This is a genomic window from Micromonospora sp. URMC 106, assembly GCF_051386395.1.
Lineage (GTDB): Bacteria > Actinomycetota > Actinomycetes > Mycobacteriales > Micromonosporaceae > Micromonospora.
In genome coordinates this window covers 1-14400 of the sequence record NZ_JBPQTP010000146.1, presented here as the reverse complement: position 1 = coordinate 14400, position 14400 = coordinate 1, and the positions used below count along the sequence as shown (strand labels likewise).

The following is a 14400-nucleotide window of genomic DNA, read 5'->3' as shown; positions in this document are numbered from 1 at the left end:
CGCCCGACCCGGACGGGGAGCCCCTCGTCGACAACGTCACCCGGCTGCCGACGAACCTCAACGCCATCTACGAACTGGGCCGGCTCGACGAGCGGCTGAGCCAGGAGCGCGACCGCCGTTCCTGACGGGCGTGCCGCCCGTGCGCGCCATGCCGGCGTCCTCGCCATGCCGGCGTCCCCGCCCGCACCCGGCGTCCCGCCCGCACCCCGCGTCGGCGTCCCGCCCTGCACCCCGCGTGTTCCGGCGATGACGCTCTGACCAGCGGATCGGCCCTGTTGGAAACGTTTTCGTAACGGACCCTTGACCTCCTCGACGCGGGCGGCGCAAACTCCCGGAAACGTTTACAGGAATCAGGTGGAGGTGCCGGGCGTGGGTCGTAAACGTTTACAAGAGTCGGCCGACAGCCGACCCACCGTCCACACTGTCGCCGCCCGCGCCGGCGTCTCCATCGCCTCCGCCTCCCGCGTGCTCAACGGCGTCGGCGGGAGCGAGGAGACCATCCGCAGGGTCCGGGCCGCGGCGGCCGAGGTCGGGTACGTGCCCAACGCCATCGCCCGCTCCCTGCAGTCCCAGCGCACCGGACTGATCGCGCTCGCCGTCGAGGACATCGGCAACCCCGTCTACGTGTCGATGATGCGGGCCATCGAGGCGGTGGTGGCCGCGTCCGGACGGCAGCTGCTCGTGCACGCCACCGGCGGACGGATCGCCAACGAGACCGCCCTGCTGCGCCGGCTGGCCAACCGCTACGTCGACGGCATGATCCTCTCGCCGATCCGGGTCACCGACGACCACCTCGCCGCGCTCGTGCAGAGCCCGGTGCCGGTGGTGGTGGTCGGCCAGCTCGCCGCCGACGCGCCCGTCGACAACGTACGGACCGACTCCCGGCGGGGCGTCGCGCTGGCCGTGGACCACCTGGCGGGCAGCGGGCGGCGCCGCATCGGCTTCGTCAACGGCCCGCTGGACACCGTTCCCGGGGCGGCGCGCGACGCGGGCTTCCGTGCCGCGCTCGCCGAGCACGGCATCCCGCTCGACGAACGGCTGGTCGAGGTCGGCGACTTCCAGTACGCGGCCGGCCGCGCGGCGACCGAACGGCTGCTCGCCCGCGCCCGCCCGGACGCCCTGGTCTGCGCCAACGACCTGATCGCGGTCGGCGCGCTGCACGCGCTGCTGGCCGCCGGGCACCGGGTCCCCGAGGACGTGGCGGTGGTCGGCATGGACGACACCGAGCTGGCCCAGATGATGTTCCCCCAGCTGTCCAGCGTCTCGCTCGGCTCGGCCGAGCGCGGTCGCCGGGCGGCCGAACTGCTGCTGCAGCGGATCGACGACCCGGCCCTGCCGCCCCGCCGGGAGCAGGTCCTGCCCAGCCTCGCCGTCCGCGCCTCCAGCCGGGCGGCCGTGCCCACCCCCCGTCCGTCCACCGAAGAGGTGCCGTCATGACGACTGTGGCCGAGCGGCCGGACGTCGACCGGGCCGCGGCCCGGCGGCACACCCGGTCCCGCTCCGACCGGACCATGATCTACCTGCTGTTGCTCCCGTCGCTGCTGCCGATCCTGGTGCTGTCGGTCTTCCCCCTGGTACGCGGCATGTACCTCGGGTTCACCGACGCCCGGGCCGGACGCAACGTCGAGGTCACCTTCACCGGGTTGGCGAACTACCGCGAGCTGCTCGGCGACGAGCTGTTCTGGAACTCCTTCCAGGTCGGCCTGCTCTGGGCGTTCGGGGTGACCGTCCTGCAGTTCCTGCTGGCCCTCGGGCTCGCGCTGCTGCTCAACCAGCGGCTGCGCTTCCGGGGCGTCGCGCGGGTGCTGGCCGTGGTGCCGTGGGCGATGCCGCCGGTGGTGGTCGGCATCCTGTGGAAGCTGGTCTACCACCCGGACGCCGGCCTGCTGAACGAGTTCTTCCACCGCGTCGGCGCCGACGGCCTGCGGACCAACTGGCTCGGCGACTTCGGCACCGCCCTGCCCGCGGTGATCATCGTCGGGGTGTGGGCGGGCATGCCGCAGACCACCGTCGTGCTCCTCGCCGGCCTGCAGGGGGTGGGTCGCGAGCTGCACGAGGCGGCCGCGGTGGACGGCGCCAGCACGTGGCACCGGTTCCGGCACGTCACGCTGCCCGCGCTGGCCCCGGTGATCGTGGCGATCACCTCGCTCGACTTCATCTGGAACTTCAACTCGTTCGGCCTGGTCTACGTGCTGACCGCCGGCGGACCGGGCGGCAAGACCATGCTGCCGATGCTCTTCGCCTACGAGGAGGCGTTCCGCTACGGCAACTACGGCTACGCCGCCGCGCTCGGCAACGTGATGGTCGTGATCATCGTGGCGCTGCTGGCGGTCTATCTCCGTCGCCGGCTCAGGGAGGCGAACTAGTCATGGTCGGTGCGAGAAGTGACCTTGCGAGCCCCGCGGTCCTGATCGGAGGGCAGTGATGTTCGGAAAGCCGAGCCGCACCGGGCGGACGTTGCAGTACCTCGCGCTGGCCGGCTACCTGATCTTCCTCGGGTTCCCGCTGGTCTGGCTGGTCTCGACGGCCTTCAAGCCGCCGCGCGAGCTGGTCCAGCTGCACCCGACGCTGATCCCCGGCAACCCGACCGTGCAGAACTTCGTCCAGGCGTTCACCGAGCAGGAGCTGGGGCGGGCGGCACTGAACAGCCTCCAGGTCTCGCTCGCCTCGGCCGTGCTCACCGTGCTGGTCGCGCTGCCGGCGTCGTACGCCCTGGCCCGGTTCCGCTCGAAGCTCGGCACCGCGGCGCTGGGTTGGGTGCTGCTGTCCCAACTCTTCCCGTTCGTGCTGCTGATCATCCCGATCTTCCTGGTGCTGCGGCAGGTCGGGCTGGCCAACACGCACGCCGGGCTGGTGCTGATCTACGTGGTCTGGGCGCTGCCGTTCGCGCTGTGGATGCTGCAGGGCTTCGTCCGCAACATCCCCCGGGAGTTGGAGGAGGCCGCCTCCGTCGACGGCGCCAGCCGGGTGCAGATCCTGCGGCGGGTGGTCTTCCCGCTGCTCGCCCCCGGCCTGGTCGCCACCGCGCTGTTCTCGTTCATCTCGGCCTGGAACGAGTTCTTCTTCGCCCTCGTGCTGATCAAGACCCCGGAGCTGGCGACCCTGCCGGTCGCGCTGGCCCGCTTCGTGGGCATCGAGGGCACCGCCCGCCTGGGCCCCCTGGCGGCCGGTTCGCTGCTGGCCACCCTGCCCAGCCTGATCTTCTTCGCGTTCATGCAACGCCGGCTCTCGTCCGGGTCGCTCGCCGGCGCGGTCAAGGGCTGACACCGTCCCCCACCCACCACCAAGGAGGTACCCCCATGCTCCGTACCAGATTCCGTCGGCTCGCCGCGGCCGCGGCGGTCGCGGTCGTCGGCCTCGGCGCGCTCACCGCGTGCGGCGACGGCGGCGACGACGAGGCCGCGTCCGGCCCGGTCAAGCTGCGCTTCCTCAGCCTGGCCTGGCAGAAGGAGTCGCTGCAGGCCAACAAGGACCTGGTCGCCAAGTGGAACGCCGAGCACCCCGACATCCAGGTCGAGTACGTCCAGGGTGACTGGAACTCCGTCCACGACCAGTTGCTCACCTCGTTCGAGGGCGGCGACGCGGCCGACATCGTGCACTACGAGGCGTCCGCGATCGGCGAGTTCAGCAAGCAGGGCTACCTGGCCGACCTGTCCAAGCTCGTCTCCGACGACCTGAAGGGCCAGATCGACAAGGGCATCTGGGACACCGTCACCTACGACGGCAAGGTCACCGGCGTGCCGTTCCTACTGGAGTCGCAGGTCGTCATCGCCAACAAGAAGCTGCTCGACGCCGCCGGCATCGCGGTGCCGCCGGCCGACGGCGGCTGGACCTGGGACGAGTTCCAGGCCAACGCGCAGAAGCTGACCAAGCCGGGCCAGTACGGCGCGGCCTGGGCGCTGAAGTCGCCCACCAACCGGGTGCTGAACCTGGCGCTCAACTTCGACGGGAAGTTCTTCTACACCGACGGCGGCCGCACCGAGGTCAGGGTCGGCGACGCCGAGAAGGAGGTCCCGAAGCGCATCCACGACATGATCTACACCGCGAAGTCGGCCTCCCCGGAGGCGCTCGGGATGAGCGGCGCGGACACCCTGCCCGGCTTCTTCGGCGGCAAGTACGCGATGCTGCCCGGCTCGGTGTCGCTGCGCCAGCAGATGGTCGAGCAGGCGCCGGCCGGCTTCGAGTGGGTCACCCTGCCGCCGATCAAGGGGCTGTCCAGCAAGCAGGCCGCCAACCCGCAGACCCTGTCGGTCGCCGAGGACTCGAAGCACAAGAAGCAGGCGGCGCAGTTCATCGAGTTCTTCCTGAACCCGACCAACATGGCCGCCCTCGCCAAGGGTGACTGGCTGGTGCCGACCGGCAAGCAGGCCAACGAGGAACTGGTCAAGCTCACCGGCGGCAAGCAGGGCTGGGACGTCGCCGCGGACAGCGCCGCCGACCTGACCGTGGCGCCGTTCCAGCAGGCCCAGGGCTACCCGGAGTGGAAGACCAAGTACGCCACCCCGGCCCTCCAGCAGTACTTCGCCAACAAGATCACCCTCGACCAGCTCGGCACGCAGCTGGTCGACGGTGGCAAGCAGGTTCTGAGGTAACCATGTCTCTCTTGCTCGACACGTCGGTCGGATGCCTGGTCGGTGCCGCGGTGGGCGATGCCCTCGGCGGGGCCACCGAGACGGCGCTCCCGGAGCAGATCCGCGCCCGCTTCGGCGGCTGGGTCGAGGGCATCGTGCCCCCGTACCACGCCGACTGGGCCACCGCGCGGCCACTCGCGCCGTACCACAAGGGCGACGGGCACATCACCGACGACACGTTGATGACCCACGCGCTGGTGCGGGCGTACGCGGCCAAGCGCGACCACCTCGACGCGTACGACGTGGTGGACCTGCTCGTCCCCGACCTGATCGAGCGAGTGGTGTACATCCCGGACCTGGAGCGCGAGGGGGTGACCTTCCACCGGCTCGCGGCCGCCGAACGGTGGTTGGTCACCCGCCTGCACCACGCGCACGCCGACCCGCGCGAGGCGGGGGTCGGCAACATCGTCAACTGCGGCGCGGCCATGTACATGGCCCCGGTCGGCATCGTCAACGCGGGCGACCCGGCCGGGGCGTACGCCGAGGCGGTGGAGATCGCCGGGGCGCACCAGCACAGCTACGGTCGGGAGGCCGCGGCGGTCTTCGCGGCCGCGGTCGCCGCCGCCGCGACCCCCGGCGCGGGCGTCGAGGACGTGGTCACCGCGGCGCTCGACCTGGCCCGCGACGGCACCCGGGCGGCCATCGACGCCGTGGTGAAGGAGGCCCGCGGACACCACGACTGGCGCGCCGCCATCGGCCCGCTGCGCGGCGCGGTCGCCCCCTACGACACGGTGGGGGAGGAGTACCGCAGCCCGGGGCTGGGCGCCCGGCGGCCGAGCCGGCTGCACGCCATCGAGGAACTGCCGGTGGCGATCGGCATGCTGGTGGTGGCCGGCGGCGACTTCCGCGAGGCGGTGCTCGGCTCGGTCAACTACGGCCGGGACGCCGACTCCACCGCCACCATGGCGGGGGCGATCGCCGGGGCCCTCGGCGGTGCGGCGGCCGTGCCGGCGGAGTGGTCGGAGGCGGTCGCCACCGCCTCCCGTACCGACCTCGTCGCGCCCGCCCGCGCGCTCGCCGCGGTGGCCACGGAGGTCTTCGACCGCGACCGGGAGCGCTTCGCCCGCCGGGCCGAGCGCTTCGCCGGCCTCGCCGACGCCCCGGCGCGCGGCGCCGTCACGACCGACGGAGCGTCCGGCGCGGTGGCCGGGGAGTCGGCCCGGTGAGGATCACCTGGGTGCAGCCCGAGGACCTGCTGCCGCACGAGATCGCGGCCAGCCGGGACGAGGGGCGCGACGTCAGCGGGATCGCCGCGGCGTGGAGCGCGGCCGGCGGGGAGCTCACCCCGCCGGTCAGCGGGGCGTCGCCCACGCCCGCGACGCCGCGGATGCGGGCCCTCGCCACGCGCCTGCTCGACGAGGCCGACGCGCTGCCGGGCGCCGGCAGCCCCGACGAGCCCGAGGAGTTGGCCGACGTCCGCGCCACCTGGCCGGCGGACTGGTCGCTGCCCGCCGGCCCGGCCGCGTACGACCGGCTGCACGGCGCGTGGCTCGGCCGGGCGGCCGGCTGCCTGCTCGGCAAGCCGGTGGAGAAGATCCCCCGCCACGGGATCCGGGAGATCCTCGTCGCCACCGGCCGGTGGCCGCTGCGCGACTGGTTCACGGCCCGGGGACTGCCCGCCGACGTGGCGGCCCGCTGGCCGTGGAACCGGCGCAGCGTCCCGACCAGCCTGGCCGAGAACATCGACGGGATGCCCGAGGACGACGACCTGAACTTCGCGCTGCTGGCGCTGCGCGTGCTGGAGACGTACGGGCGGGACTTCACCAGCGCCGACGTGGCGCAGGCGTGGCTGGACTGGCTGCCCGGCGGGCGGGTCTTCACCGCCGAACGGGTGGCCTACCGCAACCTGCTGCTGGGGCTGGCCCCGCCGCACACCGCGCGGCGGCACAACCCGTTCCGCGAGTGGATCGGCGCGCAGATCCGCACCGACGTGTACGGCTGGGTCAACCCCGGCCGCCCCGACCGGGCCGCCGAGCTGGCCTGGCGTGACGCCACGGTCAGCCACGTCCGCGCCGGGGTGTACGGGGCGATCTGGGTGGCCGCGCTGGCCGCCGCCGCCACCGTGGCGGGCGACGTCGACGAGGTGCTCGACGCCGGCGAGGCGGTGCTGCCGCCGCGCAGCCGGTTCGCCGCCACCGTCCGGGAGGCGCGCGCCCTCGGCTCGGGTACCGACGACTGGGAGACGGTGGTGGACGAGCTGTACGCCCGGCACGGTCACCTGCACTGGGTGCACGTGCGCAACAACGCCGCCCTGGTCGCCGCCGCCCTCGCGTACGGGCGGGGCGAGCTGGAGCGGTCGATCTGCGCGGTCGTCAGCGGCGGCTGGGACACCGACTCGACCGGCGCGACCGTCGGCGCGGTGACCGGGGCGCTGACCGGCGCGTCCGGGCTGCCCGAGCGCTGGGTCGCCCCGCTGCGCGGCCGGCTCGCCAGCAGCATCGCCGGGTTCGACGGCATCGGCTTCGACGAGCTGGCCACCCGCACCCTCGCCCTCGCCGAGCCGACCGCCCCCGGCGTGTCCTCCGGCGTCGCCGCGACCCGGGGCGGGCCGGCGTGAGCGCGCGGGTGGTCGTGGTGGGCAGCGCCAACCTGGACCTGGTGGTCACCGCGCCGCAGCTGCCCCGCCCCGGCGAGACGGTGCTCGGCGAGGACTTCCGGACCGTGCCCGGCGGCAAGGGCGCCAACCAGGCCGTCGCCGCCGCCCGGGCGGGCGCGCGCTGCGCGTTCGTGGGCGCGGTCGGCGCCGACGAGTTCGGGCAGCGGTTGCGGGACAACCTGGTCGCCGCCGGGGTGGACGTCCGTGGCCTGCGTACCGTCCCCGGCCCCTCGGGCGTCGCCCTGATCGCGGTCGACCGGGCGGCGGAGAACTTCATCCTCGTCGCCCCCGGCGCCAACGCCGCGCTGACCGACCTGGACGCCGCCGACCTCGCGGCGATCGACGCGGCCGACGTGCTGCTGCTCCAGCTGGAGGTGCCGCTGCCGACCGTGGTGCGGGCCGCCGGCCGGGCGCGCGAGGCGGGCACCACAGTGGTGCTCAACGCCGCGCCGGCCGCACCGCTGCCGGCGGACCTGCTCGGCCTGGTCGACGTGCTGGTGGTCAACGAGCACGAGGCGGCCGTCGTCGCCGGGACGACCGCCGACGAGCCGGGCGTCCTGCTCGACGCGCTGCTGGAGCTGGTGCCCCGGGCGGTGCTGACGCTCGGCGCGCGGGGCGCCGCGTACGCCGACCGGCGCGGCCCGCGGTTGGCGATCCCCGCGCCGCGGATCGAGGCGGTGGACACCACCGCGGCCGGTGACGCGTTCACCGGCGCCCTCGCCGTCGGCTGGGCCGAACGCGGCGGCGCGCCCGACGCCGACGCCGACGCCGTCACCGCCGCCCTGCGCTGGGCCTGCGCGGCCGGCGCGGCGTGCGCGCAACGCCCCGGCGCGTCCACCGCGCTGCCCGACCGGGCCGCCATCGAGGCCCTGTACGCCGCGACCTACCGAGGTGTCCCGTGAGCTTCAACCCCTACGTGCCGCGCCCGATCGACCGGCCGATTGAGGTGCCGCTGGGCGGGCACGCGGACCTGACCGCGCTGGACGAGGCGAAGATCTTCGCGGCTCCGGGTGACCCGGCCGACTGGCCGGCCTGGCGCGAGCAGCTCACCCGCTGGCGCGCCGACGCCCGCGCCCGCCTCGGCTACACCGGCGCGCACTACGACGAGATCCCCGGCGACTGCTTCAGCGTCTGCCTGGCCTGGCTCTGGGACGAGACGCTCTACGACCACGAGCGCGGGGTGTTCACCGTCGACGCGTTCCTCGACGCGGCCGGCCGGCACTTCGGCGGCTTCGACGGCGTGGTGCTCTGGCACGCGTACCCGGTGATCGGGCTGGACGAGCGCAACCAGTTCGACTGGTACCGGGACGTGCCCGAGCTGCCCGAGGTGGTGCGCGCCTTCCAGGCCCGCGGGGTGCGGGTGTTCGTCGACTACAACCCGTGGGACACCGGCACCCGGCGCGAGAGCGGCACCGACGCGCAGGAGGTCGCGGCGTTGGCCGGCAAGCTCGGCGTCGACGGGGTCTTCCTGGACACCCTCAAGGAGGGCGCGGACGAGCTGCGCCGCGAGCTGGACGCCGTCCGCCCCGGCATAGTGCTGGAGGGGGAGAGCCGGGTGCCGCTCGCCCGGATCGCCGACCACGCGATGTCCTGGGCGCAGTGGTTCGCCGACTCGGAGGTGCCCGGCGTGCTGCGGGCGAAGTGGTTCGAGCGGCGGCACGTGCTGCACCACACCCGCCGCTGGCACCGCGACCACCTTGACGAGCTGCACTCCGCCTGGCTCAACGGCGTCGGGGTGCTGGTCTGGGAGAGCGTCTTCGGGGTCTGGGTCGGCTGGAACGACCGCGACCGGGCGGTGCTGCGGGCGATGCGCCGGGTGCAGGCCAGCCACGCCGCGTGGCTGCGCGCCGAGGACTGGGTCCCGCTCGCCGACCACCCCAGCGCCGGTCAGGTGTACGCGTCCCGCTGGACGCACGACGGCGAGCCGCTGTGGACGGTGGTCAACCGCGGCGGCGACCACGACGGGCCGTGGCTGGTCACCGAGCCGCGTCCCGGCCGGCGCTTCGTCGACCTGGTCACCGGCGCCGACCTGACCGCCACCGCGACCCCGGACGGCCGGGTGGCCGTGGGCGGCCCGCTGCCCGCCGGCGCGATCGCCGCGGTGCTCGCCACCGACGCCGCCGTGCCGGCGCACTCCGCCCCGACCGGCGACCCGTCCTTCCCGGCCCGCGCCGCGGTGCGGGCGCGCACCCCGTGGGCGCCGCGCGCCACGGTGCCCGAGGGCATGGTGGCCGTCGACGGCGGCCGGCGGGACCTGCTGGTGCGCTACCGGGTGCGGGAGACCGGCCTGTACGGGGAGACCCCGTACGTCGACGAGTGGAAGCCGCTGCCGCCGCGGCTGCACCACACCGGCACCCTGCGCCGCAGCGTGGCACTGGGCCGGTTCGCGATCGCCACCGGCGAGGTCACCCACGGCCAGTACGCCGAGTTCCTGCGCGCCACCGGCTACCGGCCGGTGCGCCCGGAGCGGTTCACCGCCGGGCAGGGACCGGCCGACGCGCCGGTCACCGGGGTCGACCTGGCCGACGCGCGGGCGTACGCGGCGTGGGCCGGGTTGCGGCTGCCCACCGAGGACGAGTGGCAGATGGCCGCCGAGGCGGGACTGCTGGCCCGCCGGGAGCCGCTGGTGTGGAACCTGACCGAGAGCGAGCACTCCGACGGGCGGACCCGCTTCGTCGTCGTCAAGGGCGGCGCCGCGTACCGGGCGGAGGGCTCCGACTGGTACTTCGACGGCGGCCCGCAGCCGCCGGAGGTGTCGGTGAAGCTGCTGCTGACCGGCGCCGGGCTGAGCCGCTCCGACCAGGTCGGCTTCCGCTGCGCCGCCGACCTTCCGACCGGACAGGAGTGAGCTGATGAGCAGACGCTGGCGGATCGGCGGCGGGGTGGCCGCCGTACTCCTCGCGCTCGGGTTGGCCGGCGCCGCGCCGGCCGCCGCCGAGCGGCTCGGCGCGGGCACGCTGACCACCGCCGCCGCGCCCTCGCCGGCGCTGGGCGGCGACATCGACTACACCGTCTACCTGCCGTCCGGCTACGATGCCGCCGGCGCCACCCGCTACCCGGTGCTGTACCTGCTGCACGGCCGGGGCGACACCATGGCGGCGTGGACCCGGGTGAAGGCGGACCTGGACCGGCTGATCGCCGACGGTGAGGTGCCCCCGGTGATCGCCGTGCTGCCCGACGCACCGTGGAGCAGCCGCGGCAACTGGTACGTCGACTCCGCGTACACCGGCGCGGACGACCCGGGCCGGCCGGTGGAGACCGTGCTCACCCGGGACCTGGTGGCGCACGTCGACGCCACCTACCGCACCGCGGCCCACCGGGGCGCCCGGCTGGTCGGCGGCTACTCGATGGGCGGCGCCGGCGCCCTGCGCTACGCCCTGGCCCACGCCGACCTCTTCGCCAACGCGCTGGTGCTCAGCCCGGCGGTGTACCGGCCGCTGCCGCCGGCCGACTCCTCGGCGCGCGAGTTCGGCGCCTTCGGCTCCGGCGAGCAGCGCTTCTCCGACGAGGTGTACCAGCGGTTGAACTACCCGGCGCTGCTGCCCGGCGTGGCGGCCGAGTCGCCGGTGCGGATGTACATCGCGGTCGGCGACGACGAGTGGGCCAACCCGAACCCGGCGGACGCGGCACACGACCTGGACTACGAGGCGGCCACCCTCTACAACACGGTGCGCCGCACCGACGGGGTGGCCGCCGAGTTCCGGGTGCTCGACGGGGGACACGACTGGGACGTCTGGCGACCGGCCTTCGTGGACGGCCTGCGGCGGCTGGCGCCCACGCTGAGCGTCACCCCGCCGGCCGGGCTGCCCGGGCCCGCGTACGGCAGCGCGGGCACCGACTGGGCCGGCGGCGTCGCCGCCCACCCGGACGGCGCCACCACCATCGGGTACGCGGCCTCCGGGCCGGTGGCCGGCCAGCCGTACGCGGGCGGGCTGGACGCCGTGGTGAGCCGACTGGACGCCACCGGCACCCGGTGGACGACCCAGTTCGGCAGCCCCGCCAACGACCGGCTCTACGGAGTGGTGCCGCTCGCCGACGGCGGCGTGGTCGCGGCCGGCTACACCCGTGGCGACCTCGACGGCCGGCACCCCGGCAGCCCCGCCGACGACGGGTTCGTGACCCGGCTGACCGCGACCGGGCAGCGGGCCTGGCTGACCCAGGCCGGCGACCCGGCCAGGGCGGACCGGTTCTACGCCGTCGCGGCCGCCCCGGACGGCGGCGCCTACGTCGCCGGCTACACCAGCGGTTCGTTCGACGGAACGTCCCCGGCCGGGGACAAGGACGCGGTGCTGGCCCGAATCGCCCCGGACGGGTCGGTCGCCTGGAGCCGGCAGTTCGGCGGCCCCGGCGAGGACAAGGCGTACGCGGTGGCCGTCGACGCCGGCGGCGTGTACGTCGCCGGTGGCACCTCGGCCGGCCTGCCCGGCACCACCGCGCTCGGCGGCACCGACGGTTGGCTGGCCCGCTTCGACGCGGCCGGCAACCGGGGCTGGACGACCTCGGTCGGCGGGGCGGGTGACGACCTGCTCGGCGGGGTCGCGGTCAGCTCCACCGGCACGGTGGTGGCCACCGGCTCGGTCGGCGGCGAGGCCACCGCGGGCGGCACCGACGTGCTGACCGTGGCGTACACGGCGGCGGGCCGGCAGCGCTGGCGGACGGTGACCGGCGGTCGGGGCGCCGACGGCGGCGCTGACGTGGTGGCCCTGCCCGGCGGGGCGGTGGCCGTGGTCGGCTTCACCGGCAGCAGCCTCGGGGTGCCGGTCGGGGGAGCGGACGCGCTGACGCTGCGCCTGGACTCCCGGGGCCGCCAGCTCGGCGTCGCCCAGTACGGCACCGCCCGCGACGACGCCGCGGACGCCTTCGGCGAGGAGAACGTCTACGCCACCCTCGGCGCGGACGGGCGGCTGCTGGTCAGCGGGCTCACCGCCGGGACGCTGCCGGGCGGGGCGCACGGCAACGGGGACGTCTTCCTCGCCACCATCGATGCGACGAAGGGGACGCCGTGACGACCGAAGCCGAACCGGCCCGGCCCGGCCCGCTCGACGGGGTGAAGGTGGTCGACCTGGCCACCCTCTTCGCCGGGCCGCTCGCCGCGGCGTTCCTCGGCGACTTCGGCGCCGACGTGGTCAAGGTGGAGCATCCGGCCAAGCCGGACCCGTCGCGCGGGCACGGCCCGGCGAAGGACGGCGTCGGGCTGTGGTGGAAGGTGCTCGGGCGCAACAAGCGCACGGTCACCCTGAACCTCTCCGACCCGCAGGGCGCCGAGCTGTTGCGCCGGCTGCTCGCCGACGCGGACGTGCTGGTGGAGAACTTCCGCCCCGGCACCCTGGAGCGGTGGGGGCTCGGCCCGGCCGAGCTGCACGCGGTCAACCCCCGGCTGGTGATCGCCCGCATCAGCGGCTTCGGCCAGGTCGGCCCGTACGCGCGGCGGCCGGGCTTCGGCACCCTCGCCGAGGCGATGAGCGGCTTCGCCGCCGCCACCGGGGAGCCGGACGGCCCGCCGACCCTGCCCCCGTTCGGGCTGGCCGACTCGGTGACCGCGCTCGCCGCCGCGTACGCGGTCATGCTGGCGCTGCGGGCCCGCGACCTCACCGGGGCCGGGCAGGTGGTCGACCTCGCCATCATCGAGCCGATCATGGCCATGCTGGGCCCGCAGATCACCTGGTACGACCAGCTCGGCTACGTCCAGCCCCGGCTGGGCAACCGGTCCAACAACAACGCGCCGCGCAACACGTACCGCTGCGCCGACGGGCGCTGGGTGGCGGTGTCGACCAGCGCGCAGAGCATCGCCGAGCGGGTACTGCGGCTGGTCGGCCGCCCGGAGCTGGTGGACGAACCGTGGTTCGCCAGCGGCAGCGGCCGAGCCGCGCACGCCGACGAACTGGACGCCGCCGTGGGCGCCTGGGTCGCCGAGCGCGACCGGGACGAGGTGGTGGCGGCGTTCGAGGCCGCCGAGGCGGCGGTCGCCCCCGTCTACGACGTGCGCGACATCCTCGCCGACCCGCAGTACGCCGCGCTCGGCACCGTCCGCACCGTTGCCGACGAGGAGCTGGGCGAGGTGCGGATGCAGAACGTGCCGTTCCGGCTCTCGGCGACGCCCGGGGACATCCGGCACGCCGGGCGCCGGCACGGCCAGGACACCGACGCGGTGCTGCGGTCCCTCGGCCTGGCCGACGCCGAGCTGGCGGCACTGCGCGAGAAGGGGGTGATTTGATTGCTGCTGACCTGGCTCTACGTGCCCGGCGATCGGCCGGACCGGTTCGCCAAGGCGGTCGCCTCGGGCGCCGACGCGGTGATCCTCGACCTGGAGGACGCGGTGCTCGCCGACCGCAAGGCGTACGCGCGGCAGGCGGTCGCCGAGTTCCTCGGGCAGCCGCACCCCGTGCCGGTCCAGGTCCGGGTCAACGAGCTGACCGGCCCGGACCTCGACGCCGACCTGGCCGCGGTGGCCGGCCGCCCCGGGCTGTCGGGGCTGCGGCTGCCGAAGGTGGAGTCGGCGGACGCCGTCGCCGCCGTCGCCGCCCGGGTGGACGCCCCGCTGCACCCGTTGATCGAGTCGGCCCTCGGCCTGGAGTCCGCGTACGCCATCGCCGCCGCCGACCCCGCGGTGGCCTCGATCGGTCTCGGCGAGGCCGACCTGCGCTCCGACCTCGGCGTCGACGACGACGCCGGCCTGGCCTGGGCCCGTGGCCGGGTCGTGGTCGCGGCCCGCGCGGCCGCCCTGCCCCCGCCCGCCATGTCGGTGTACGCGCACGTCGCCGACCTCGACGGCCTCGCCGCCTCGTGTGCCCTCGGCCGGCGGCTCGGCTTCCTCGGCCGGGCGGCCATCCACCCGCGCCAGCTTCCGGTGATCGCCGAGGCGTTCCGCCCGGCGGAGGGCGAGGTGGCCCGCGCGGAGGAACTGCTCGCCGCGGTGGCGGAGGCGCAGACCCGCAGCTCCGGCACGGTGGTGCTGCCGGACGGTCGGTTCGCCGACCGGGCCATGGTCGCCGCCGCCCGTCGCACCGTCGACCTCGCCGCCCGCTACGCGGCCTGACGCGGGTACGACGACAAGGGCCGGCCCCTTGTGGGGGCCGGCCCTTGTCGTGGGTTATGTGGGTCAGGCGGTGTAGCCGCGGGTGGCGATCCAGTCGGCGAGGTTGTCGACGCTCATCCGGTAGGAGGCCTGGGCGG

General features: G+C 75.1%; 11 protein-coding genes. All 11 read left to right on the top strand.

All coding sequences use genetic code 11. The features are described 5' to 3' along the window. Positions 1 to 369 precede the first annotated feature (369 nt). The 11 genes from ACSNOB_RS29230 to ACSNOB_RS29180 are packed head-to-tail and all read left to right on the top strand — an operon-like array spanning position 370 to position 14263. Positions 370 to 1437, top strand: coding sequence for a LacI family DNA-binding transcriptional regulator (locus tag ACSNOB_RS29230; RefSeq protein ID WP_436690332.1), 1068 nt, complete (start codon positions 370 to 372; stop codon positions 1435 to 1437). Then, the gene (locus ACSNOB_RS29225; RefSeq protein ID WP_436690330.1) at positions 1434 to 2366 is read left to right on the top strand and encodes a carbohydrate ABC transporter permease; all 933 of its coding nucleotides are present in this window, start codon (positions 1434 to 1436) and stop codon (positions 2364 to 2366) included. The genes ACSNOB_RS29230 and ACSNOB_RS29225 overlap by 4 nt, the downstream gene beginning before the upstream one ends. Positions 2367 to 2424: 58 nt before the next feature. Next, positions 2425 to 3264, top strand: a complete 840-nt coding sequence (locus tag ACSNOB_RS29220) for a carbohydrate ABC transporter permease (protein ID WP_436690328.1) — start codon at positions 2425 to 2427, stop codon at positions 3262 to 3264. 35 nt (positions 3265 to 3299) lie between these two features. Further along, positions 3300 to 4592, top strand: a complete 1293-nt coding sequence (locus ACSNOB_RS29215; protein WP_436690326.1) for an ABC transporter substrate-binding protein — start codon at positions 3300 to 3302, stop codon at positions 4590 to 4592. Positions 4593 to 4594: 2 nt separating this feature from the next. Continuing rightward, on the top strand, positions 4595 to 5797 hold the full coding sequence (locus ACSNOB_RS29210; RefSeq protein ID WP_436690324.1) for an ADP-ribosylglycohydrolase family protein: 1203 nt from the start codon (positions 4595 to 4597) through the stop codon (positions 5795 to 5797). After that, positions 5794 to 7188 (top strand): ADP-ribosylglycohydrolase family protein, encoded by a 1395-nt coding sequence (locus ACSNOB_RS29205; protein ID WP_436690322.1) that lies wholly within the window; start codon positions 5794 to 5796, stop codon positions 7186 to 7188. Before ACSNOB_RS29210 ends, ACSNOB_RS29205 begins: the two co-directional genes overlap by 4 nt. After that, positions 7185 to 8129: a PfkB family carbohydrate kinase gene (locus ACSNOB_RS29200; RefSeq protein WP_436690320.1), complete on the top strand. Its 945-nt coding sequence runs from the start codon at positions 7185 to 7187 to the stop codon at positions 8127 to 8129. The genes ACSNOB_RS29205 and ACSNOB_RS29200 overlap by 4 nt, the downstream gene beginning before the upstream one ends. After that, positions 8126 to 10075 carry an SUMF1/EgtB/PvdO family nonheme iron enzyme gene (locus ACSNOB_RS29195; RefSeq protein ID WP_436690318.1) on the top strand — a complete coding sequence of 650 codons (1950 nt, stop codon included), beginning with the start codon at positions 8126 to 8128 and terminating at the stop codon, positions 10073 to 10075. Before ACSNOB_RS29200 ends, ACSNOB_RS29195 begins: the two co-directional genes overlap by 4 nt. Positions 10076 to 10079: 4 nt before the next feature. After that, positions 10080 to 12233, top strand: a complete 2154-nt coding sequence (locus ACSNOB_RS29190) for an alpha/beta hydrolase-fold protein (RefSeq protein WP_436690316.1) — start codon at positions 10080 to 10082, stop codon at positions 12231 to 12233. Continuing rightward, positions 12230 to 13441 (top strand): CaiB/BaiF CoA transferase family protein, encoded by a 1212-nt coding sequence (locus tag ACSNOB_RS29185; protein WP_436690314.1) that lies wholly within the window; start codon positions 12230 to 12232, stop codon positions 13439 to 13441. The genes ACSNOB_RS29190 and ACSNOB_RS29185 overlap by 4 nt, the downstream gene beginning before the upstream one ends. Next, a complete protein-coding gene (locus ACSNOB_RS29180; RefSeq protein WP_436690312.1) occupies positions 13442 to 14263 on the top strand; it encodes an HpcH/HpaI aldolase/citrate lyase family protein in 822 nt (273 codons plus the stop codon). The last annotated feature ends 137 nt before the right edge of the window (positions 14264 to 14400 follow it).